The sequence below is a fragment of the Agrobacterium tumefaciens genome (assembly GCF_017726655.1).
Lineage (GTDB): Bacteria > Pseudomonadota > Alphaproteobacteria > Rhizobiales > Rhizobiaceae > Agrobacterium > Agrobacterium tumefaciens_B.
This window is the reverse complement of sequence record NZ_CP072308.1, coordinates 902,787-925,501: the sequence shown is the minus strand read 5'-3', so window position 1 is coordinate 925,501 and position 22,715 is coordinate 902,787. Positions and strand designations below refer to the sequence as shown.

22 protein-coding genes, 1 tRNA gene and 1 pseudogene are annotated in these 22,715 nt (G+C 59.2%); 19 read left to right on the top strand and 5 right to left on the bottom strand.

All coding sequences use genetic code 11. From position 1 onward, the window contains the following. Window position 1: 1 nt before the first annotated feature. Complete coding sequence (locus tag AT6N2_RS04670) at window positions 2-532, bottom strand: outer membrane protein assembly factor BamE (RefSeq protein WP_063951289.1); 531 nt, start codon at window positions 530-532, stop codon at window positions 2-4. A gap of 271 nt (window positions 533-803) precedes the next feature. Here AT6N2_RS04670 and AT6N2_RS04665 point away from each other — a divergent pair, with 271 nt between their 5' ends. The 8 genes from AT6N2_RS04665 (at window position 804) to AT6N2_RS04630 (ending at window position 6,546) form a co-directional block, all read left to right on the top strand. Further along, complete coding sequence (locus AT6N2_RS04665; protein ID WP_209088858.1) at window positions 804-1,343, top strand: ubiquinol-cytochrome C chaperone family protein; 540 nt, start codon at window positions 804-806, stop codon at window positions 1,341-1,343. Between the two features lie 8 nt (window positions 1,344-1,351). Continuing rightward, the gene (locus AT6N2_RS04660) at window positions 1,352-1,915 is read left to right on the top strand and encodes a YceD family protein (RefSeq protein ID WP_209088855.1); all 564 of its coding nucleotides are present in this window, start codon (window positions 1,352-1,354) and stop codon (window positions 1,913-1,915) included. 101 nt (window positions 1,916-2,016) lie between these two features. Continuing rightward, window positions 2,017-3,078, top strand: coding sequence for a phosphate acyltransferase PlsX (gene plsX / locus AT6N2_RS04655; RefSeq protein ID WP_144574863.1), 1,062 nt, complete (start codon window positions 2,017-2,019; stop codon window positions 3,076-3,078). A 4-nt stretch (window positions 3,079-3,082) separates the two neighbouring features. Next, on the top strand, window positions 3,083-4,054 hold the full coding sequence (locus AT6N2_RS04650; protein ID WP_063951286.1) for a beta-ketoacyl-ACP synthase III: 972 nt from the start codon (window positions 3,083-3,085) through the stop codon (window positions 4,052-4,054). A 240-nt stretch (window positions 4,055-4,294) separates the two neighbouring features. Then, on the top strand, window positions 4,295-4,633 hold the full coding sequence (locus AT6N2_RS04645; protein ID WP_063951285.1) for an integration host factor subunit alpha: 339 nt from the start codon (window positions 4,295-4,297) through the stop codon (window positions 4,631-4,633). 265 nt (window positions 4,634-4,898) lie between these two features. Further along, complete coding sequence (locus AT6N2_RS04640) at window positions 4,899-5,432, top strand: MerR family transcriptional regulator (RefSeq protein ID WP_003502237.1); 534 nt, start codon at window positions 4,899-4,901, stop codon at window positions 5,430-5,432. A 163-nt stretch (window positions 5,433-5,595) separates the two neighbouring features. Next, entirely contained in the window at window positions 5,596-6,327 is a 732-nt protein-coding gene (locus AT6N2_RS04635; protein ID WP_209088852.1) for a nuclease, read from the top strand. A 133-nt stretch (window positions 6,328-6,460) separates the two neighbouring features. After that, window positions 6,461-6,546: transfer RNA gene (locus tag AT6N2_RS04630), tRNA-Leu, on the top strand. Between the two features lie 71 nt (window positions 6,547-6,617). Here the strand turns inward: AT6N2_RS04630 and AT6N2_RS04625 are convergent. Beyond that, window positions 6,618-7,148, bottom strand: a complete 531-nt coding sequence (locus tag AT6N2_RS04625) for a DUF4142 domain-containing protein (protein WP_209088849.1) — start codon at window positions 7,146-7,148, stop codon at window positions 6,618-6,620. Window positions 7,149-7,402: 254 nt separating this feature from the next. Here AT6N2_RS04625 and AT6N2_RS04620 point away from each other — a divergent pair, with 254 nt between their 5' ends. From AT6N2_RS04620 to AT6N2_RS04585, 8 genes and pseudogenes are all read left to right on the top strand, one after another. Continuing rightward, on the top strand, window positions 7,403-9,907 hold the full coding sequence (locus AT6N2_RS04620) for a heavy metal translocating P-type ATPase (protein ID WP_209088847.1): 2,505 nt from the start codon (window positions 7,403-7,405) through the stop codon (window positions 9,905-9,907). Window positions 9,908-9,918: 11 nt separating this feature from the next. After that, window positions 9,919-10,218 (top strand): annotated as a pseudogene (locus AT6N2_RS04615) (2Fe-2S iron-sulfur cluster-binding protein); the annotation flags it as partial. A 47-nt stretch (window positions 10,219-10,265) separates the two neighbouring features. Then, window positions 10,266-10,754 carry a Cu(I)-responsive transcriptional regulator gene (gene cueR, locus AT6N2_RS04610; RefSeq protein ID WP_063951280.1) on the top strand — a complete coding sequence of 163 codons (489 nt, stop codon included), beginning with the start codon at window positions 10,266-10,268 and terminating at the stop codon, window positions 10,752-10,754. Window positions 10,755-10,827: 73 nt separating this feature from the next. Then, window positions 10,828-11,772 carry an ABC transporter permease gene (locus AT6N2_RS04605; protein WP_063951279.1) on the top strand — a complete coding sequence of 315 codons (945 nt, stop codon included), beginning with the start codon at window positions 10,828-10,830 and terminating at the stop codon, window positions 11,770-11,772. Next, window positions 11,762-12,667, top strand: a complete 906-nt coding sequence (locus tag AT6N2_RS04600; RefSeq protein WP_209088844.1) for an ABC transporter permease — start codon at window positions 11,762-11,764, stop codon at window positions 12,665-12,667. The genes AT6N2_RS04605 and AT6N2_RS04600 overlap by 11 nt, the downstream gene beginning before the upstream one ends. 139 nt (window positions 12,668-12,806) lie before the next feature. Next, window positions 12,807-13,889, top strand: a complete 1,083-nt coding sequence (locus AT6N2_RS04595; protein WP_209088841.1) for an ABC transporter ATP-binding protein — start codon at window positions 12,807-12,809, stop codon at window positions 13,887-13,889. Between the two features lie 14 nt (window positions 13,890-13,903). After that, a complete protein-coding gene (locus tag AT6N2_RS04590; protein ID WP_209088838.1) occupies window positions 13,904-14,914 on the top strand; it encodes an ABC transporter ATP-binding protein in 1,011 nt (336 codons plus the stop codon). 215 nt (window positions 14,915-15,129) lie between these two features. Next, a complete protein-coding gene (locus AT6N2_RS04585; protein WP_209088835.1) occupies window positions 15,130-16,623 on the top strand; it encodes an ABC transporter substrate-binding protein in 1,494 nt (497 codons plus the stop codon). A 436-nt stretch (window positions 16,624-17,059) separates the two neighbouring features. Here the strand turns inward: AT6N2_RS04585 and AT6N2_RS04580 are convergent, their stop codons facing one another. Both AT6N2_RS04580 and AT6N2_RS04575 read right to left on the bottom strand, forming a co-directional pair. After that, window positions 17,060-17,314, bottom strand: coding sequence for a heavy-metal-associated domain-containing protein (locus tag AT6N2_RS04580; protein WP_063951274.1), 255 nt, complete (start codon window positions 17,312-17,314; stop codon window positions 17,060-17,062). A gap of 106 nt (window positions 17,315-17,420) precedes the next feature. Beyond that, window positions 17,421-18,878: a TrkH family potassium uptake protein gene (locus AT6N2_RS04575; RefSeq protein WP_186376645.1), complete on the bottom strand. Its 1,458-nt coding sequence runs from the start codon at window positions 18,876-18,878 to the stop codon at window positions 17,421-17,423. An 80-nt stretch (window positions 18,879-18,958) separates the two neighbouring features. On the opposite strand from AT6N2_RS04575, the gene ilvA reads away from it, so the two are divergent. The 3 genes from ilvA (at window position 18,959) to AT6N2_RS04560 (ending at window position 21,999) form a co-directional block, all read left to right on the top strand. Further along, window positions 18,959-20,233, top strand: a complete 1,275-nt coding sequence (gene ilvA, locus AT6N2_RS04570) for a threonine ammonia-lyase (RefSeq protein ID WP_209088832.1) — start codon at window positions 18,959-18,961, stop codon at window positions 20,231-20,233. Window positions 20,234-20,307: 74 nt separating this feature from the next. After that, complete coding sequence (locus AT6N2_RS04565) at window positions 20,308-20,613, top strand: HlyU family transcriptional regulator (RefSeq protein WP_063951272.1); 306 nt, start codon at window positions 20,308-20,310, stop codon at window positions 20,611-20,613. Between the two features lie 120 nt (window positions 20,614-20,733). Next, window positions 20,734-21,999 carry a GGDEF domain-containing protein gene (locus AT6N2_RS04560; protein WP_144574837.1) on the top strand — a complete coding sequence of 422 codons (1,266 nt, stop codon included), beginning with the start codon at window positions 20,734-20,736 and terminating at the stop codon, window positions 21,997-21,999. A gap of 27 nt (window positions 22,000-22,026) precedes the next feature. Here the strand turns inward: AT6N2_RS04560 and AT6N2_RS04555 are convergent, their stop codons facing one another. Further along, a complete protein-coding gene (locus AT6N2_RS04555) occupies window positions 22,027-22,644 on the bottom strand; it encodes an FMN-dependent NADH-azoreductase (protein WP_063951270.1) in 618 nt (205 codons plus the stop codon). Window positions 22,645-22,715 lie beyond the last annotated feature (71 nt).

Here is a 22,715-nt window from a genome sequence, read left to right as displayed (position 1 = left end):
GTCAGGGAGCGTTGCCGCTTTGGCCGAGAATGCTCTTGGCGATATTGGCGCCCGACGTGCCGCCCGAGAGCAGCTGCTGGAGGAAGGTGAGGTCCTTGCCGCCCGTCGGCGTGGTGCGCGAAATCGTGTCGAAGACCTTGCCGTCCTGCAGCGTGTAGTTGGCCTTGCGCTCGATCACGCCATCCTTGTTGAAATAGATCGCGAGAATGTTCTGCTCGACCAGCGACGGCTTCATGAAGGCGGCACGGCGCACGCGCTTCTGCGAGATGTAATAGAACACCTCGTTGCCGAACGTCGCGGTCGTGGAGGGCGTGCCCATGGTCAGCAGCACCTGCTCGCGGCTCGAACCCTCGGGGATCAGCTGGAGCGACTGCTCGTCCATGACGTAGCCGTTGTGGAAAACATCTGTCGTGCTGGTGCAGGCGGAAAGCAGACCGGATGCGAGCACGATTGCAATGGCGGTCTTGCTCAGAATTTTGCCGTGACTTGCGGATTTCTGCTTGCTCAACTGCTTTTCCCCGACTGCGATCATGAATGGCACCTTCCGGCATTGCGTGGTGCACAGTGTCTGTGCACATGATTGTGTCAATCCGGGGACGGAAAATCCCGATCACCCCCCAAATTCAATGCTTTCCCGGACGTTTGGAGCTCCTCCGGTTCTCTTCGACTGTTTCAGCCCAAAGACGAACGTGACCGCGACAGCATTGCAATTCGTGGATGCTTCGGTAAACCAGCTTTGACGATCATGCAACAAGTGCGATGGGCGGTTAGCGCATTCACCCGTCCCGTTCGGAAAAAAAACGATGATATTCGGGCTTTTCAGACAGAAAAACAACAATCGGGCCGTCGTTGACAGGCAATATGCCACGCTGACGGCGGCGGCCCGCACGCCTGGGTTTTATCTCGATCTGGGTGTGCCGGATACGGTCATGGGCCGTTTCGAGATGCTCTCGGCCGTCATGATTCTCTATTTCCGTCGCACCAAATCCTCTGGCGTCAGCGGCCAGGAAATCGCCCAGGAAATCGTCGACGCTTTTTTTCAGGACCTCGATCATTCGATCAGGGAACTTGGGATCGGTGACCAGGGCGTGCCGAAACGCATGAAGAAATTTGCCGGTATGTTTTATGGACGGCTGGAATCCTACGCTTCGGCGCTGGATGCCTCCGACCGCGCTGCTCTTGCCGCAGCGCTCCGGCGCAATATATATCCGCAGGCAGATGACAAGGCGCGGGACATGGAAGGGCTGGCGGGCTGGATGATGCAAGCATCCGATGCCATTGCCGCCCAGTCCGAAGAAACGATAGCAACCGGAAGCCTGACGCTGCCCCTGCCTGGACAATGAGGTTCACGATGAACGCGCGACACCCCGCAAATGACGACCTGCCGTTTTCCTACCCCGTCAAGGTAGGCCATATTTCCGCCAATCCGGTGAGGATTGGTCTGGAAGCCAGCGCCGATGAACTCAAGGCCCTGGCGAAATTCTGGGATGTGGTTTCCGTCGAATATCTGAAGGCAGAGCTGCAGGTATCCCGCTGGAAGAAGGATGGTGTGAAGGTAAAAGGCGAGGTGCACGGGGCGGTCACGCAGTCCTGCGTCGTGACGCTGGAGCCGGTTTCGAGCAAGATCGATGAGACCATCGAGCAGATTTTCGTGCCGGAAGGCTCGAAACTGGCCCGCATGGTCACCAACGAGGAAGGCGAAATCGTGCTCGATCCGGATGGCCCTGATATTCCCGATCAGTTCACAGGCGACAGCATCGATGTCGGCGCCGTCGTTGCCGAATTTGCCGCCCTTGCCATCGATCCCTATCCGCGCAAACCGGATGCGGCGTTTCCCGAAACGGCCGAAAAAGAACCTGAAGAAGAGAAGCGGCCATCGCCCTTTGCCGTGCTGAAAGACTGGAAAAAAGACTGAATGGCCCAGCCGGGCGGAAATAATTTTATTGTAACGAAGGCCGGAAAAGGTATTTTCGCGCAAAATCCGCTTGATTGGCGGCAGTTAAGGATAAGGGACGCGTGATCAGAATTGCAATTGACGTCATGGGTGGCGATTTCGGCCCAGATGTTGCCATCCCCGGCGCTGCCAAGGCGCTGGAGCGGCACAACGATGTAACTTTTCTGCTCTACGGGCAGAAGAGCAAATGCGAGCCCATTCTGGCACAATATCCCGCACTCCGGGAGAAATCGGTCTTCCATGATTGCGAAGTCTCGGTCAGCATGGATGAAAAGCCGAGCCAGGCTTTGCGCCGTGGCCGCTACGTCTCCAGCATGTGGCGCGCGATCGAGGCAGTCAAACTCAATGAAGCCGACGTGGCCGTTTCTGCCGGAAACACAGGTGCGCTGATGGCCATGGCGAAATTCTGTTTGCGCACCATGGCGCGGGTGGAGCGCCCGGCAATCGCCGGCATCTGGCCGACGCTGAAGGGCGAAAGCATCGTGCTCGACATTGGTGCAACGATAGGCGCCGATTCCCAGCAACTTCTCGATTTCGCCCTGATGGGCGGGGCCATGGCCCGCGCGCTGTTCGATATCGACCGTCCGACCGTGGGCCTGCTCAATGTCGGTGTTGAAGAGGTCAAGGGCCAGGAAGAGGTTCGCGAGGCAGGCCGGCTGATCCGCGAGGCCGATCTTGGCACCATCGACTATCGCGGCTTCGTTGAAGGTGACGACATCGGCAAGGGCACGGTGGATGTGGTGGTGACGGAAGGCTTTACCGGCAACATCGCGCTGAAAGCCGCCGAAGGGACCGCACGCCAGATCACCACGCTTCTGCGTGAGGCGATCTCCCGCAGCTTCTTTGCGAAGATCGGGTATATTCTGGCAAAAAGCGCCTTCGATGTGCTGAGAGAAAAAATGGACCCTCGCAAGGTCAATGGTGGCGTGTTTCTGGGCCTCAACGGCATCGTCATCAAGAGCCATGGCGGGACGGATGCCGTTGGTTTTGCCTCCGCCGTGGATGTCGGCTACGACATGGTTCATAACGGCCTCACGGCCAAGATTGAGAATGATCTGAAAATTTACCACGCAAGACGGCTTCCGCCCCCGGCGCCCGAAGCTCTCGTGGCTGACGAGGAATAAGGGAATGATCCGCTCTATAGTTCGTGGTTTCGGGGCAGCGCTTCCGAAGCGTGTCATGACCAACAGCGAAATCGAAGGTGTCGTGGAGACATCCGACGAATGGATCGTGCAGCGCACCGGCATCAAGCAGCGCTATATCGCTGGCGATGACGAAACCACGGCGTCGCTCGGCGAGGCAGCAGCGCGTGCGGCGCTCGACAATGCCGGACTCACGCCCGACGATATCGATCTCATCATTTTGGCTACCTCGACGCCGGACAATACGTTTCCGGCGACGGCTGTAAACATCCAGAACCGTCTTGGCATGACCCATGGCTTCGCCTTCGACATGCAGGCCGTCTGCTCAGGCTTTGTCTATGCGGTGTCGACCGCCGATCTCTATATCCGCGGCGGGATGGCCAAGCGCGTCCTGGTGATCGGTTCTGAAACCTTCTCGCGGATCCTCGACTGGAAGGACCGCACCACCTGCGTTCTCTTCGGCGACGGCGCCGGCGCGCTGGTTCTGGAAGCGGGCGAAGGCGAGGGCACCTCTGCCGATCGCGGTATTCTGACGGCGCAGCTGCGGTCAGACGGCTCGCACAAGGAAAAGCTCTATGTCGACGGCGGACCGTCCACGACCGGCACGGTCGGCCATCTGCGCATGGAGGGCCGGGAGGTCTTCAAGCATGCCGTTGGCATGATCACCGACGTCATCGAGCAGGCTTTCGAAGCGACGGGCACGACATCGGATGACCTCGACTGGCTGGTCCCCCACCAGGCCAACAAGCGCATCATCGACGGCTCCGCCAAGAAGCTCAACATCGACCCGGAAAAGGTCGTCATAACCGTCGATCAGCACGGCAATACCTCGGCTGCCTCCATTCCCCTGGCGCTTGCGGTTGCGGCGGGCGACGGACGCATCAAGAAGGGCGATCTCGTCATGCTGGAGGCTATGGGCGGTGGTTTCACCTGGGGCGCCGTCCTGCTGCGCTGGTAGGGCATTTCTCTGCGTTTGGGAGCGCGGTGGCGCGAATTCCGCCGTGTTTTTTGCCCCCGCGCCCCTCACGAAGCGCCAAAGCGGCCCCGCCCTGTTGCAAAACCGTATCGGTCACCTAAGCCCTTGCAGTGATTGCCGAAAGCCTCCAATGAATCTGGAACAATCCCTTGACCGGTCGCCACAAGGGAAATAATCTCGGCGGCTCCTAGAGAAAAATTCAGACACGGTTTGTGGGGAAAAATGGCCGGGAAGACAGTGACACGCGCAGATCTTGCAGAATCTGTGTTTCGTAAAGTCGGGCTGTCCCGCACCGAATCCGCCGAACTGGTCGAAACGATCATTGACGAAATATGCAACGCGATCACCCGTGGCGAGGTCGTAAAGCTATCGTCGTTCGCAACTTTCCAGATCCGGGAAAAGAACGAGCGTATCGGACGCAACCCGAAGACGGGTGAGGAAGTTCCGATTTCGCCGCGTCGGGTGATGACCTTCAAGGCATCGAACGTGCTGAAACAGCGTATTCTGAAAGCTCACACGGCCCGCAAGGCCAAGCAGAAGGGCCAGAAGACCGGGGCTTGAGCAGTCCCACAGTCCGCCAGGACCTCGTCTTCGGGCGACATTGCAACACAGTTTTACCATTCTTCCTGTGAACACACTTGAAATTCAACGGGCAAGCCGTTGAAATCTGGTCGACTCACATCATAATCAATTTTAGTGATTTGTATTTACCGCAACGGTGTCTGCGCGGGTCTTGGTAGACAGCAATGGTTCCCAGCGGTGACAGGCGTTCTCGTTCAGTGTCCGGCCAGGTGCATGGCGCTCCGGTTTGGATAGGAGTGGAAATTTGGACAAAAGCCCCGACGCGTTCCGGACGATCAGTGAAGTGGCGGACGAGCTGAACCTGCCGCAGCATGTGTTGCGGTTCTGGGAGACGCGCTTTCCGCAGATCAAGCCGATGAAACGGGGTGGGGGCCGCCGTTATTATCGTCCCGACGATATCGATCTGCTCAAGGGCATTCGCCACCTTCTTTATGACCATGGCTACACCATCAAGGGTGTACAAAAACTCCTGAAAGCCAACGGCAACCGTTTCGTGGCAGCCATTGCCTCCGGTGATCTCGCGACCATGGAAGCCATCATGGCTGCAAGCGGTGAGAAGGAAGTCGCCGAGCCACGCGTGATCGATACCGATGGTGACGAGGTTGTCGGTCGCCCGAAAGCCAAGCCGAGCGGCCGCTTTTTCGGCTTCGGCGGCGGCAATAGTGATGCTGAAATTTCGGTGGGCAAATCAAGCATCGGCAAGGACGATCAGGCCCTGTTGCAGGAAGCGCTGTTTGATCTCCTCGAATGCAAACGCCTGCTCGATCAGGTGCGTTAACGGTTTTTCCACAGCTGTTTTAATCGTTCCCGCACATCGTCCCTGAAAAAACAAAGAGTTAGGTATTTTCGCGGATAGAGCGAAATGCGAAGCACCGGCTGCTCGCCAACCTTTCGGAAACTCCTTTGGCCGATAATGCGGCTCCGTTGAAAGGAGTCCGATCGTGAGCAACCGAAAATCGACAGCGCGACGCCGCACGGCGAAGAAATCGAGCGGCGGCAGCGTTTGGCCCTGGGTGCTGATGCTGGGCGTGGTCGCCGGCGGCATCCAGGCCTATGAACATCGCGATAGCCTTATGCCGCAACGTCACTTCGCGAAGGCCACGTCGTCGTCATCCGCCAGCGCTCCGAAGGTCGCGACCGTGCCCAAGCGCGAGGCGGTCACGCCAGAGAAGGTCGCTTCTATCCGTCCTTCATCGCCCGCCTTACCCGGCAACGGTCCCGTGCCGCCGCGCGCCATCGCCATGCCATCCGTCTCGCAGCCCACCCAGGTTGCCGCTATCCAGCCTGAACCTCGCCCAGCAATCGAGAAAGTATCGCTTGGCGAAAAGGCGGGCACCTTCGCATTTTGCGGCCGCTCTGGCCTCAACAACTGCGTCGCGGACGGCAATACCTTCTGGATGAAGGGCGTGAAGATGCAGCTTGCCGGCATTGAGGTGCCGCAGATCGACCGTGCGCGCTGCATGGAAGAGCGTCAGCGCGGCTTCATCGCAAAGGTCAGGCTTCGCGACATGTTGAATGCCGGCGCTTTCGACGTCTCCTCTTCAGGTGATGCGGGCGGGCAGGCGGCAGAGCGTAAACGGCTCTCCCGTTCCGGCGTCTCCTTCGCCGATCAACTCGTTCGCGAAGGCCTCGCCCACCCGGCATCTGCAAAAAATCAGTCGTGGTGTGGCTGAGGCCCCGTTGACCGGGGCATGCCAGCCTGTGTAGATGAGGCACCATTCACTTGGGTTTAACGCCATATGGTTGCTGCCCGAGTGGAATATAGCCGCAGCGCCCCTGCATCTGAACGACAGGGGACGCCGCGATGCGGACGTGGCGAAATCGGTAGACGCAGCAGACTTAAAATCTGCCGACCATTGGTCTTGCGGGTTCAAGTCCCGCCGTCCGCACCAGCTCCATTCCTTGTCAATGGAGGGTGTTGGTGCCGGCCAGCGCTATGATGCGGCTGGCCGGGCGGTGATGGTCACTTCTTGTCGAGACCCTGAGCCATTTCAAGGTGGTGTTGCAGCGCCGGCAGGGTTTTTGCTGCCCAAGCCTTCAGCTCCGCATTGTCCCCGCCTTCAGCATAGCGCTTGAAAAGGTCGACCGCATCCTCATGAGCGTCGACCTGGTCGTCGATATATTCTTCGTTGAATTCGGCGCCATCGAGTTTGGCCAGATCGTCGATTTCTTCCTTGTGATCATCGGTGAGCGCAGTAGCGGGCGTCCCCTTCACCTTGCCTCCAGAAAGAAGAGCTTTCAGTTCCGAGCTGGTTTTTTCGTGTTCTGTAACCATCTGCTGGGCGAAGGCCTTGGTCGCCTCGTCGCCCATGGTCAGCGCGAGCTTGCTCGATTCGATTTCGAAGAGGTCACTGGCAGAGACCTGCATCACGAAGTCTTCGGTTTTTGGCGCAACGCCGAGCGCGGAATTAATGCCCGTCGTTTCCGTTGCGGATTGCGCCATGGCGGTGCTGGCGGCGAGCGCGAGCGCGAGTGTTAGAATGGTCTTCTTCATCAATCGGCCTCCTGATTGTTGGAGCCAATCCAACCGAGGTGCAGGTGGATTGTTCCTGAAGCGACCCAAAGAAACCGTACATCGAAGCTGTTTTTCCTTTGGATTACCATCATTTGTGTCGGTGAGGGGGGCGGGGAGATACCGCCAAACACGGCATTTGTGCGAAGGTGAAACTTATCGAAAAGAACCTATTGACCTTGCCACGATGGGAAGCCCTATCTTTTTTCCAGTACAGGAAGAAAGGGGTCATACGCATGTCACAAATGGAGATCCGTGCCAGTCACCAGATCGCGATCGACGGCATGACCTGCGCCTCCTGTGTCGGTCGCGTTGAAAAGGCGATTGCCAAGGTGCCCGGCGTTGTGAAGGCCTCGGTCAATCTGGCAACGGAACGGGCCGACATCGCCTTTTCCGGGCCGCCGGATGTGCCCGCCGTTATCGAGGCGGTGCGGCAGGCCGGTTACGGCGTCGATGAAAAAACGATCGAGCTCAATATTGAAGGCATGACCTGCGCCTCCTGCGTGGGGCGCGTCGAGAAGGCGTTGAAGGCCGTTTCCGGTGTCTCGAGCGCCAGCGTCAACCTGGCGACCGAGCGCGCAACCGTTCGCGTTGCCGGCAACGCCGCATCGCCTGCCCAGCTTGCTGACGCCATCAAGAAGGCCGGTTACAGCGCAAGCGAGATCGTTGCCGACAAGGCGCCCGGTGAGGAGCAGGACAAGCGCGAAGCGGAGCTCCGTCACCTCAACATCAGCCTTGCCCTGGCGGCGGTTCTCACGCTCCCGGTCTTCGTGCTGGAAATGGGCTCGCATCTGATACCCGCCATCCATGATGTCGTCATGGAAACGATCGGCATGCGGGAAAGCTGGTATCTGCAATTTGTCCTGACGACGCTGGTTCTCTTCGGGCCTGGCCTGCGCTTCTTCAAAAAAGGCATCCCAGCGCTTTTGCGGCTTGCGCCGGATATGAATTCGCTCGTCGTGCTCGGCACGGCGGCCGCCTGGGGATTTTCGGTTGTGGCCACCTTCCTGCCACGAATCCTGCCGAGCGGCACGGCCAATGTCTATTATGAAGCCGCAGCGGTCATCGTTACGCTGATCCTGCTCGGGCGCTTTCTGGAGGCGCGGGCCAAAGGCCGCACCAGCGAAGCAATTAAGCGGCTGGTCGGCCTGCAGGCCAAGTCAGCACGGGTGCTGCGCGATGGCGAAACCGTCGATGTGCCGCTGCAGGACGTGCGCGTGGACGATGTCATCGTCGTTCGCCCAGGCGAAAAGGTGCCGGTCGATGGGTTGGTCCTCAGCGGCTCTTCTTATGTCGATGAGTCGATGATCACGGGCGAGCCGGTCCCTGTCACCAAGACGGCGGGTTCGGAGGTTGTCGGGGGTACGGTCAACCGCAATGGTTCCCTGACATTCCGCGCCACCAAAGTGGGTGCCGATACGCTGATTGCCCAGATCATCCGCATGGTTGAGGAGGCTCAGGCCGACAAGCTGCCCATCCAGGCGCTGGTGGACAAGGTGACCAGCTGGTTCGTGCCGGCCGTCATGCTTGCCGCACTCGCCACCTTTGCCGTCTGGTTCATCTTCGGCCCCGATCCGGCTTTGACCTTCGCGCTCGTCAACGCGGTTGCAGTTCTCATCATCGCTTGCCCCTGCGCCATGGGTCTCGCCACGCCGACCTCCATCATGGTCGGTACCGGCCGCGCCGCCGAAATGGGCGTGCTGTTTCGCCGTGGCGATGCGCTTCAGACGCTGCGCGACGCCGATGTGATCGCGGTCGACAAGACAGGCACGCTGACGCTCGGCAAGCCGAAACTGGTGCATTTTGCGACGACGCAGGGGTTCAACACGGATGAAGTGCTGCGCCTTGTCGCCTCGCTGGAAAATCACTCCGAACATCCGATTGCGGAAGCGATCGTCGAGGCCGCGAAACATGGCGGGATGGTGCTCGCCAATGCTGAAGCCTTCGAGGCCACGCCAGGTTTCGGTGTCGCAGCGCAGGTGGATGGCCGCAAGGTGGAGGCCGGTGCGGACCGGTTCATGACGAAGCTCGGTTACGATGTCGGCAGTTTCGCAGATGATGCCGAACGCCTGGGCAGGGAAGGGCAATCGCCGCTTTATGCTGCCGTCGATGGCAGGCTGGCCGCAATTATCGCCGTTGCCGATCCGGTCAAGCAATCGACACCGGAAGCGATTGCAGCGCTGCATGCGCTGGGTCTCAAGGTCGTGATGATCACCGGGGATAACCGCCGCACCGCGGAAGCAATCGCCCGTCGCCTCGGCATTGACGAGGTGGTTGCGGAAGTGCTGCCCGATGGCAAGGTGGAGGCGGTCAAGAAGCTTTCTGCCGGTGGACGACGTGTCGCTTTTGTCGGCGACGGCATCAACGATGCGCCGGCGCTTGCCGCCGCCGATGTTGGTCTGGCCATCGGCACCGGCACGGATGTCGCGATCGAAAGCGCCGATGTGGTGCTGATGTCCGGCGACTTGCGCGGCGTGGCCAATGCGATTGCGCTCTCGAAGGCGACCATCCGCAATATCGGTCAGAACCTCTTCTGGGCCTTCGCTTATAACGCGGCTCTCGTTCCCGTCGCGGCTGGAATATTGTATCCTGTCAACGGCGTTCTGCTGTCGCCTGTCCTTGCCGCCGGAGCCATGGCGCTTTCCAGCGTCTTCGTGCTGACGAATGCCTTGCGCCTGAAAACGTTCCGGGCGCCGCTCACGGACACACCTGCGGGCCTGAAGCTCGCGGCGGCGGAATAGGGAGCAGGCAGATGGCTCTTCCCCATACCATTCACCTGCCGCAGATCGACCGCAGCATTACGGTGGCACAGGGCGAGACCGTGCTTCAGGCCGCCCTGGCGGCGGGCGTTGCTTATCCGCACAGCTGTCGCATGGGCCGCTGCGGCGCCTGCAAGTCGAGGCTGATTTCGGGCGAGGTCGATCTTCTCAAGCACACGCCTTTTTCGCTGACGGAGGAAGACAAGGCAAATGGCCTGACGCTTGCATGCCGGGCGATACCATCGAGTGACGTGGTGATCGGCTGGATCGACGGCGCCGACGCGCTCTCCGACAGTCATGCTGACATCGTTTTAACCTCGGAAAGATAGGAGCAGGATCGATGAATATTGGCACCGCCGCCGCCGCCTCCGGTGTTTCTGCGAAAATGATCAGGCACTATGAGACCATCGGCCTGATCAAATCCGCAAACCGCACGGATTCCGGATACAGAGTCTACACGACCAACGATCTGGAAACGCTGCGCTTCATCCGACGCGGCCGCGATCTCGGCTTTTCGATCGAAAAAATCAGGCAGCTCATGACTCTATGGCGCGATCCCGGCGGCGCTTCCTGCGATGTCAAACGCATCGTCATGGAGCATGTGGTCGATCTGGAGGCAAAGATGCACACGCTCCGGGAAATGGCCGATACGCTTCGAAACCTCGCCACCTATTGCCCTGATAACGGAGAACCGGAATGCCCGATCATTCAGGATCTGGCCCATTCCGACGACGTTGATTTTGCCCCGGTTGCCGTCGTGCCGAAAAGGTCCGGCATGCTCAAGGGGACCTCCGGTCCGATTATGGAGCTACAGCGCCTCGCGAAATAAGCGGCCGTTTTCCCGGTGAAAAGCCGGTTTGAAGTGCAGTGCAGACACCAATGACGGTGAAGGAGACCAAGCTATGTGGATACGGATATTACAGCGCTTTCTCATTCTGTGCCTGATGCTGGCGATCGTGTCCGTTATCGCGTTTCTCCTGCCCTATATGGCGGGCGGTGATCCGGCCCGCACCATCCTCTTTTCGCGCATGCGGGATACGGCGCTCGATCCGCACGCGGTGGAGGCGCTGCGGGTCAGCCTCGGTCTCGACCGGCCTCTCTACGTGCAATATTTCGCATGGTTGGGGAATGCATTGCGGGGCGATCTCGGATTTTCCTTCACCAGCAGCCAGCCGGTTGCCGCAGAGTTGATGCGATCGCTCTGGGTTTCTGTCACCCTGGCGTTGACGGCCCTTGCCATTGCGGTTGCGGTTGCGCTCCCGCTCGGCACGCTGGCCGCCATGCGCCCCGGCGGGCGGCTCGACAATTTCGCGACGCTGATGATCCAGACGTTCGTCGCGACGCCGGAATACTGGTTCGCGCCCATGTCGGCGCTGGTCTTTGCGCTCTATCTCGGCTGGTTGCCTTCAGCCGGATGGGACAGCTGGCGCTCGCTGGTGCTGCCGGCGCTGACGCTCACGCTCAGACCGCTCGCCTATTTCACACAGGTGACGCGTGCCGCCATGGCCGAGGTTCTGCGTGCCCCCTACATCACGGCGGCCCGCAGCCGTGGCCTTGGCATGCATGGCACCGTCATGCGTCACGGCATCCGCAATGGCTCGCTGCCGGTCGTCACCTTCTTTGCATTGTGGCTGGCGGGCCTGCTCGGCGGATCGGTGGTCGTGGAGGTAATCTTCGCCATTCCCGGTATGGGCCGGCTGCTCTACGACGCCGTGGTCAATCGCGACATTCCGATGTTGCAGGGCGGTTTCGTCTGCATCGTGGCGCTTTCCATTCTCATCAACACCCTCGCGGACAGTTTTTATGTCCTGATCAATCCAGCGATACGAGGTCACCATGACCACTAGTCATTTTCCAGCTGCGGCGTCCGCCGCCATGCCGTTGGCCCTGCCAAAACGCTCCTCCAGCCTGTCGCGTTTTACGGATTTCATTCGCCGGCGGCACTGGACCTTTTATGCGGGGGCGGCGATTTTCCTCGCCATCATCGTGCTGCTGATCATCGCGCCGTGGATTTCGCCCTACGATCCCGCAAAGCAGAACCTCCGCCTGCGGTTGAATGCGCCCAGCAGTCTTTACTGGCTCGGAACCGACCATCTCGGCCGCGATGTGCTCAGCCGGCTTTTGATCGGTGGCCGCTTTACGGTGACCATCGCCGCCATCACCGTCATTCTCTCCGTGGCCATCGGCACCTTTATCGGCATCATCAGTGGCCGCAGCCGCGGTATCGTCGACGAGGTGCTGATGCGCATAGTGGATTTGCTCATCGCGATCCCGGACGTCGTGATCGCGATTTTCCTCGTGGCCATTTTCGGACCGGGCTATGGTACCTTGATCGCCTCGCTGACGATCGTCGGCTGGACGCCTTTTGCGCGGCTGGCGCGGGGGCTGACGCTGTCGATCAATTCCCGCGAATATATCCGCGCGGCGGAGGTGCTTGGCTGCACACGGCGCTTCATCATCTTCCGGCACATCATTCCCAACACCATCTGGCCGATTGCGGCCGTGGCCTTTCTACGCTTCGGCCACAAGCTGATCACTGTAGGTGGTTTGTCATTCCTCGGGCTTGGCGTCCAGCCACCGGCCGCCGACTGGGCGCTGATGCTGGCAGATGCGCAGGCCTATGCCGAGCGGATGCCGGTTCTGGTCATCGCACCGGGTCTTGCCATCTTCCTTGCCGCACTTAGCGTGACCTGGATCGGCCACGGGCTCAATCTGGAAACGAAGAAATCTGACGGTCAATGAAACCCGCAAACCGGCGACGATTGATTTGATATTCGTCAAACATGAATGACGCAACAGAACCAAAAGGAGAGTATTATCGCCTGAAGCCGCATGAAATTACGCAAATGCCTCCGATTCAATAAAAATAAGGGGAACTCTTATGAATATCGAAGGACAAACGCTTGCCAACACGGCCATGTCTCCCGAGCGCGCACCGCTTCTGGAGATTGAAGACCTGCACGTTTCCGTGCCGACGCAGAATGGTCGCAAGTTTGTTATTTCGGGCCTGACGCTGACCGTCAATGCCGGCGAAGTCGTCGCGCTTGTCGGCGAATCCGGCTCGGGAAAGAGCATGACGGCACTGTCGCTGATGCGGCTTTTGCCGCAGGGCGCGGAAATCGATTCCGGCCGCATCTCCTTTGCCGGACGCGACATTCTCGCTCTTTCATCTTCTGAACTCGATGCGCTGCGCGGTGCCGATATCAGCATGCTGTTCCAGCAGCCGCAGGCGATGCTGGATCCCACCAGCCGCGTGAGGACGCAGGTGGCCGAGCCACTGTGGGTCCACCGCAAGATGAGCCGGAATGCTGCGCTCAACCGGGTCGTCGGCCTGCTGTCAGACGTCGGCATTCCCGATCCCTCGGCGCGAGCGCAGTGCTTCGCTCACGAGCTTTCCGGCGGCATGGCGCAGCGCGTGATGATTGCGGCCGCATTGTCGGGCAATCCGCAGCTTCTGATCGCCGATGAGCCGACGACGGCGCTTGATGTCACCGTCCAGGCACAAATCCTGCGTCTGCTCGATGACGAGCGGCGCAAGCGCCGGCTGGCAACGTTGCTGATCACCCATGATCTCTCCGTTGTCGCCGCTTTTGCAGATAGGATCGCGGTCATGTATGCCGGCCGCATCGTCGAGGAGGGGCCGACCCAGGCGATCCTCAAGGCGCCACAGCACCCTTACACCAAGGCGCTGATTAGCTGCTCACTGCTGACCACCGACAGCGAGGGGCAACTGCTGACCATCCCGGGTTCCAGCGCGCAGGCGCACGACATGTCCTGCGGTTGCCGGTTTCATCCGCGCTGTGCAATCGCCAACTCGACGGGCATGGGTGGGCGTTGCATGGCGACAGAGCCGGATTTGAATACTCTGCCGGAGGGGCGCAAGGCGCGGTGCTGGGCGGTGGGTCACGACCATGCGGGGCATGATCATTCCGGTCACGACCATCAGAACCACGCAATCTGCTGAGGAGGGCGACGACAATGCTATCGACAGCAATGACACAGACCGCCCCATCGGCGGAAACCATGCCCAAGCCCTTCGTGGTCGCGAAGAACCTTTGCAAATACTACCCGATATCCGGCCTCGGTCACCGGGTGGTGAAATCCGTCGACGATGTCTCCCTGACAATCGGAGAGGGGGAGGTTCTGGGCCTCGTGGGCGAATCCGGATGCGGCAAGAGCACCGTTGCCGGGCTGATCACGCGGCTGACCCACGCGACCAGGGGCGAGGTCAGCATCGGGCAGAACGATATGCTGCACATGAACGGAGAGGCGCTGCGGCGCATGCGCCGGGTCGTACAGCTGGTGTTCCAGGACCCTTATTCCGCGCTCGATCCGCGCATGCGCATCGGCCAGAGCATGGAAGCGCCGCTTGCCCAGCATGGCCTCGGCACGCGTGAGGAACGCACGAACCGGGTTTTCCGCATGCTGGAGGAGGTCGGGCTCGACGGCTCCTTTTACGATCGGTATCCGAGCCAATGTTCCGGCGGGCAGCTGCAGCGCGTCGTCATCGGCCGGGCGCTACTTCTCAATCCAAGCTTCCTTGTCTGCGACGAGCCGACATCGGCACTCGACGCCTCGATGCGGACGCAGATCCTGAACCTTCTGATGGACATGAAGCGTCGTCACGGCCTGACGGTTCTGATGATTTCGCACGATCTGCGTGTGGTGCGATATCTCTGCGATCGTATCGCAGTGATGTATCTCGGCCGCGTCGTTGAAATCGCCGACCGCGAGGAGCTTTTCCGAGCGCCGAAGCACCCCTATACCAAGGCGCTGATTGCGTCGTCCATGCTGGACGAGACGGGGCTTTATGCTCCGGAAATGCTTCTGGACGGCGATCTGCCGAGCCCTCTCAATCCTCCCGACGGCTGCAAATTCCACACCCGCTGTAAATACGCGACAGAGATATGCAGTCAGGCGGAGCCCGTTTTGGAAGGCGTTTCCGGCGAGCATTTCGCCCGCTGTCATCGCTGGCAGGAACTGGGTTGACGGAACGCGTAGGTGCAGTTCTCTGGCGATGTAAAAACAGATGAATTGTGCGTTTGCAGATTAATATCGGAATAAAATTCCGAGTATAAAACATAAAATAGAAGTTAATCTGATGGATATTCGCGATATATCCACAGGATATTTTGCTGTCATGTTATTTTTACTGAAGATGCACGCATTGTGAGCGTTATCACCAAAATAAAAGGGGATCTTCCATGATGAAGTACGCAATTTTGGCGACATGCGCCACTGTGGCCTCGTTCGGGGCACAGACGGCAATGGCCCAAACGATCACCTATGACGATTACACCGGCGTCAAGACCGGCTGGCAGATGGCGTCTGACGATGCCTATCTCGGTTCGCGTGCGGGTTGTTTCGAAAGTCTGGTTCGTGTCGGTTATGACACGACGCTGGAACCGGGCCTTGCGGAATCCTGGACGCAGACCTCGCCCAAAGTCTGGGAATTCAAACTTCGCAAGGGCGTGAAATTCCAGAATGGCGAGCCGCTCACTGCCGCCGCCGCTGTCAATGCGCTCACCAATCTCCTGAAGGCGCCCGTTCCGGCCCGGGCCTTTTCGCCGAAGCTCATTGCCGCGGTTGAGGCGGGTGGCGACGATATCGTAAAGATCACCACCATCGAGCCGTCTGTGCTGGTCCCGGCGCAGATGGCAAGCCCCGCAACCACTATCCTCGCACCAGCGGCTTACAAGGATGGCAAGGTCGATCCCATTGGAACCTGCACCGGGCCTTTCAAGATCACAAAGGTCGATGCAAACCAATATATGGAGCTGACCGCGAACCATGAGTACTGGAACGGCATGCCGAAGCTTTCAGGCGGCCGTGTGAACTTCATTCCGGATGCCGATACGCGCGCCACCCAGATAAGAAGCGGTGAGGTGCAGATTTCGCGCGTGATCCCACCCTGGGCGGTAAAGACCGTTGAAGCGGCGAAGGGTGTCAAGGTCGCACCGATCACGGTGCCCCGGATTACGGAGATGCTGCTCAATAATTCCAAGGCGCCGTTCAAGGATATCAAGGTCCGGCAGGCGATCCGGGCCGCCATCGACACCGCCGGTATTGCCGACAGCATCTATGAGGGTGCGGTAAAACCCGCGACGATGCCCTTCGCGCCGGGAGAGCCCTGGGCGCCCCAGGACGTCAAGCCTGCTTATGATCTGGAACAGGCAAAGGCTCTGTTGAAAGAGGCGGGAATTGCTCCCGGCAGCCTGAAACTGACGCTGTTGGCTTACACTGAAAGAACCGAACTCAAGGACGTTGCTGCCGTCATCCAGGCGCAGCTACAGGAAATCGGCATCAAGGTCGATGTTCGCGTTGCCGATTACACGGCGATAGAGCCCGATCTTCTGTCCGGCAATTTCGACATGGTGCTTCTGTCGCGCGGTTACGCTACCGATGTTGCCGAACCGATCGGCTTTCTCAATGCTGACTACACCTGCACAGGCGGTTACAATATCTCGCACTATTGCAGCGAGCAAACGGACAAGCTGATCAAATCAGCCTACGCGGTGGCCGAGCCGGAAAAGCGTTACGCCATTTATGCCGAGGCGGCGAAGAGGATCTATGACGAAGCGGTCACCGTCTATCTGATCCACGAGACAGCGTTCGACGCTTATTCGGACAAGGTCGAGAACTTCAAACCGCATCCGATCAACTTCTTCATCATGACCAAGGACCTGGCGACGAAGTAAGCCAATCCAACGGTTCTGACGAAACAGGGCCCGGCTCGCAAGAGCCGGGTTTCGGCTGTTATGGTGGCGTTCCCCCCCCGCAGCTAGGATGCCGGATCAGCTCCGCTGCTGCAGGGTGGAATTCCTGGGCAAGGGTCATAATGTCGATTTGAAATGACGAGTTACGCCAAACGCTCCGGCGTCATCCTCGGGCTTGTCCCGAGGATCTGCCACCGATTGATTTTATTCGACGTGATTAGATGCTCGGCACCGGGCCGAGGATGACGCTGAGAGGAATGAATTCTTCATCACCGACTTGGGGAGAGGCTTTTGCTGCGGGAGGTACGGGGGACGAAACTCGATGTCGTCCAATGGCCGTTTCGCACCGTACAGCGTCAGGCGGGGCAGGCAGTGCGATCCGGCGGCGGCAGTGGAGCGCCGCCGGTATCTTTTCTGTTCAGGCGCGCGCTTCTGGCGTGTATCCAGCCGCAGTAATGATTTCGGCAATGTGAGCAGCATCGGATGCACCGCCGACGACGACCGTGCGGCTTGCCGGATCGGCATGCACGGCGGCACCGGGAACGGTCTTTTCGATCGCACCCTTGATGACACCGGCGCAATGGCCACAGGTCATGTCTTCAACGTGAAAGGAAAGGCCTGCGTTGACAGGGGCGGCGGTGGTTTCGTGATGGTGCTGATGGCCATTGCACATAGGCGGTCTCCGTGGTTTGGAAGTCTAACACAACAGAGCCTGGACTATTCCAACGTGGGAAGGTCAAGCGCTTTATTCATGTCATCGCATCATGGGTGCGAACACCTTAACTGCGCCAGAAAATCGGCATCATCAGCACCAGAACCGTCAGGATTTCCAGACGTCCGAGCAGCATCAGCACGGACAGGAGATAAAGCGCGGGATCGCTGATGGTGGAGAAATTGCCTGCCGGACCGATGATGGGGCCGATACCGGGGCCGACATTGGCGAGCGAGGTCGCAACCGCCGAGGTGGCAGTCAGAAAGTCATAACCCATCAGGCTCATGGCAAGGCTGCCGGCGATCCACAGGGCGATAAAGCAGCTGACAAAAAGGAAGATCGTCCGGATCGTATCCGGATCGACCACCTGCTGGCCGTAACGCACGGAATAGACGGCGTTGGGATAGATCAGTTTTTTGAGGCCGGCCCGCACGACATTGAACATGATGAGGAAACGATAGGCCTTGATGCCGCCCGCGGTCGAACCGGAACAGCCGCCCATGAAGGTTGCGAAAAAGGCAACGACAACAACGAAGGGCCCCCAGAGCGTATAATCGTCGCTGGCAAAACCGCCCGTCGAAAGGATCGAGGTCATGTTGAAAAAGGAATGGCTCAGCGCATCATCCAGTGGCACGCCGTTCCTGAAATGGTGGTAGACACCGACGGCAATCGAGATCGCACAGAGATAACCGAGGAAAACGGCGATCTGCGGGTCGCGCAGCGTCTCCAGCCGACGGCGCACGGCGAGCAGGATCATGACCGAGAAGGGCAGGCTGCCGAAGATCAGGAAGATGGTGGCGATCCAAAGCAGCGCGGTATTGTTGAAATAGGCGAAAGAGGCATCATGGGTGGAAAAGCCGCCGGTCGCCACTGTCGACATGGCGTGGTTCAGCGCATCGAAATGCGACATGCCGGCAAAATCGAAGGCTACCGTGCAGGCGATGGTCATGACGATGTAGATCGCCACAAAAGCGCGGGTGAAGCTTGCCAGCCGCGCGAAAGGCCGATCGTTGCCCGTATCGGACGATTCCATGCGGAAGAAGGTCATGCCGCCGACACGCAGGAGCGGCAGGATGAAGAGGCCGAGCGCCACGATACCGATACCGCCGAGCCAGCAGAGCAGGGAACGCCAGAGAAGAATGCCCTGCGGCGCGTTATCGAGGCCGGATATGGCGGTAGATCCCGTCGTGGTGATGGCGGAGACGGATTCGAACAGCGCCTGGCCGGGGGACAGATCGAGCTGTGACAGGTAAAGCGGAACGGCGCCGACAATCGAAAATACCAGCCAGAGCACATTGACGAGCAGGAAGCCGAAACGCTTGTTGAAGGAGGCGATCGGCCCACGCGTCGCGAGCGCGCAGGCAAGTGCGAAGCCGCCGCACATGAAACCTGAAAGCGCAAACACCATCCAGTCGTCATTGCCGTAATAAAGATCGGTCAGCGCGGGCAGGAACATGGCCGTCGCAAGGTAAAGCCCGAAGATGGACGCGACATAAATGACGGAGCGCAGGAGATTGCTGTTCAAGAATTGAAACCCAGGGTTCGTGGCCGCGCTGAAATGAATCTTTGTCTCTGACGCCGTCCTATGGCATAGCGGGTGCCATTATGAATTTCAATGGATTGACTATCGTGGACAAGCAGCTTGTGGAAGCAGCGCGGCGGGAAGTGCGGGAAATATTCCCCGAAACCCCGCTGCAGTTGAATGAACATCTCAGCCGTCGGTATGGCGCGTCGATTTGGCTGAAGCGTGAGGATCTGTCCCCGGTTCGTTCCTACAAGATTAGAGGCGCGTTCAACTTTCTGCGCAAGGCCGTCGCAAAAGCCGGAAAAGACAAGATTTTCGTTTGCGCTTCGGCCGGCAACCATGCCCAGGGCTTTGCTTTCGCCTGCCGCCATTTCGGCGTTCACGGCGTTGTTTTCATGCCGGTGACCACACCGCAGCAAAAGATCGAAAAAACCCGCATCTTCGGCGGTGAATTCATCTCGATCCGTTTGGTGGGCGACATTTTCGACCAGTGTTATGCGGCTGCCCGCCAACACGTGCAGGATAATGACGGCTACATGGTGCCGCCCTTCGACCATGAGGACATCATCGAGGGACAGGCAACTGTCGCGGCCGAAATCATGGACCAGCTGCCGGAAGGCACGAAGCCTGACATCGTCGTCATGCCGGTCGGTGGCGGCGGTCTTTCGGCCGGCCTCACAGGTTTCCTGGCCGGGACCGTGGCGAAGGAAAACTTCGTGTTCTGTGAGCCCGAGGGCGCCCCGAGCCTGAAGAAGAGCCTGGAGCGCGGCGAGCCGGTGACGCTGAACAAGGTCGACAACTTTGTTGATGGCGCAGCCGTCGCCCGCATTGGTGACCTGAATTTCAAGGCGCTCAAGGATTTTCCGGCCGATCAGGTCCAGCTCATCCCGGAAAACGCCATCTGTGTGACGATCATCGAGATGCTGAACCTGGAAGGCGTGGTGCTGGAGCCTGCTGGCGCGCTTTCCATCGCCGCGCTGGAAAAGCTTGGCCGCGAGAGGCTGGAAGGCAAGACCGTGATTGCGGTGGTCTCCGGTGGCAATTTCGATTTCGAACGCCTGCCGGATGTGAAGGAACGCGCCATGCGTTACACCGGCGTCAAGAAATACTTCATTCTGCGCCTGCCGCAGCGCCCGGGCGCGCTCCGCGACTTCCTCAACCTGCTCGGTCCGGACGATGATATCGCCCGTTTCGAATATCTGAAGAAATCGGCACGCAACTTCGGCTCGATCCTGATCGGCATCGAAACCAACGCGCAGGAAAACTTCGCCGGGTTGCTGGAGCGCTTTGAAGCGGCTGGTCTCGGTTATGAAGACATCACCGAAAATGACATCCTGTCGAACCTGATCATCTGATCCGGACAGGATGACAGCAAGGGGCAGGCCAATGCCGCCCTTCGCATCTTAGACGAATTGAGGGAGTGAAAGCCATGGCATCGTTTTTTTCAAAAATCCTCTCGGCCTTCGGCTCCGGCCAGCCGTCCTCTGACGCGCCGCAGAAAGTAGCGCAGGCCGAGCCGCATGCCCATGGCGATTACCTGATCTATGCGACGCCGATCAAGGAAGGCGGCCAGTTTCGCTTGGCGGGCCGCATCGAGAAAAAGGCGGGTGATGAGGTGCTGGTGCACGAGTTCGTCCGCGCGGATGTCTTCACCAGCATGGATGACGCGGTGGAGTTCACGATTCGCAAGGCAAAGCTCATCATTGATCAGAACGGCGCTTCGCTCTTCCCCTGAGGGTGATGACCTTTTCTCGCTGCGGACATTAAGATTCCGTTGGTTGCTTCAGCCTATCCTAAAACAATGAAGCCGCGTGCCAAGGGCGCCATGCGGCGTTAACAGGTAAGGCATGAGCCGATGCATTGGGCAAATCTCGCCCTCTTTCTAACGGAAGCCGTCGTCTATTTCTCGGTCATGACGGCTTTCCTGCATTATCGGCATATCCTGGGCATCGGTGTCTTTCTCACCGCCCTAGGTGTCATGCATTTCATGGAAACCTATCTGGCGGCCGTCTTTTACGTACAGCTGCCTTTCGGCGTGGCATCTCCCGGCTCCTCCATCCTTTTTGCCGGCAAGCTGATGATGATCCTCATGCTTTACATGCGCGAGGATGCGGCGGTGGTGCGACAGCCGATCTACGGCCTGTTTCTCGGCAACATCCTGACGGTCATCATGGCCCAGCTCATCCGTTTTCACGAGACGGTGGCGATCGTGCCCGGACAGGCCGCCAGCACCGCCTTTCTGGATGAGATGGGCGTGCTGATGGTGTGGGGCACCAGCCTGCTCTATATTGATGCCATCGCCATCATCCTGTTTTACGAAAAGCTGGGCCGGTATCTGCAGCGCCATATCGTCCTGCGTTTCGGCATCTGTGGTGTCGTTATCCTCAGCCTCGATCAGGCGGGCTTTTATGGCGCATTGCGTTTGCTGTTCGACGCGCCGATCGACGTGTTCTATGATGGCTGGAAGGCAAAGATGGCGGCGGTCGCCGTCTATTCCCTGCTTTTTGCGGTCTACCTGTGGCTGACCTCCGCCAAGGGCCGTTTTTTGATACGCCGCAACATTGCGGATGTTTTCAACGATCTCACTTTCCGGGAGCGTTACGAAGAGCTGTTGTCCCGCTCCGGACGCGACGTTTTGACGGGCGTCTCAGACCGCGCCCGCATGGAGCTTGATGCGCCCTCCATCGTTCTCGACTGCACGGAGAAGCGCCGACCCGTCAGCGTGATGATTGTTGACATCGACCACTTCAAGACGGTCAACGACAGTTTTGGTCACCTTCAGGGCGACGACATGCTGCGAAACTTCGCGGCTGTGCTGAAGCAGCTGGTTCAGCCCCATGGCCACCTCTATCGTTTTGGCGGCGAAGAATTTGTCGCTCTGCTTCCAGCCATGACACATGAAACGGCCCTCGGCTTTGCCGAAGAGTTGCGCAACGCTGTCCTTGCGGGTCTGCGAAGGCCGGACGGTACGCTCCTGACCGTCAGTATCGGTGTGGCAACGGGCCTCGAAGATGGCCGGCTGTTTCTCGAACTTCTCTCCGAGGCAGATGCGCGTTTGTATGCGGCAAAAAATAACGGCCGGGACCAGGTCCACGGCCGTTACGGAATGTGGGTCGGCTGATATCTTTCGATATCAGCTCCAAATGCCTCAGGCGGCCTGGGCCAGTTCTTCAACCTTGGCTTCAGCGGCGGCAACAGCCTTTTCGACGGCTTCCGGACCGAATGCCAGGCCCTCGACATAGATGACTTCCACATCGGTCATGCCCATGAAGCCGAGAACGGTCTTCAGGTAGGGCACGGCGTGGTTCATCGATACGGCTGGGCCTTCCGAATAAACGCCGGCAGCGGCGAGCACGATGTACACCTTCTTGCCAGTGGCGAGACCGACCGGGCCGGTTTCGGTGTATTTGAAGGTCTGGCCGGCGCGGGCGACGTTGTCGATCCACGACTTCAGGCCGGAATAGATGTTGAAGTTGATGAGCCCGGTGCCGATGACGACGGTGTCGGCCGCCAGAAGCTCGGCAACCAGCTTGTCGGAATAGTCGGCGGCAACCGCTTCTTCAGCCGTGCGCTGGTCCGGTGCCTTGCGGATGGCCGCAGTCTTGACGGTGTCGAGATGCGGGATTGGATCAGCCGCCAGATCGCGGTGGACGAGCGTGTTCGAAGCCGACTTGGCTTTCAGCTTGCCCGCCAGTTCACCGGCGAACTTGTTGGAAACCGACTCGTCGCCACGTGGGCTGGAAGTGATGAGCAGAATGTTGGACATGGTCTTTTCCTTGCTTATGCGGTGAATTCACGGGCGCCTTGGGAGGGCGGGAGAGCACGATGCCCTGCCTT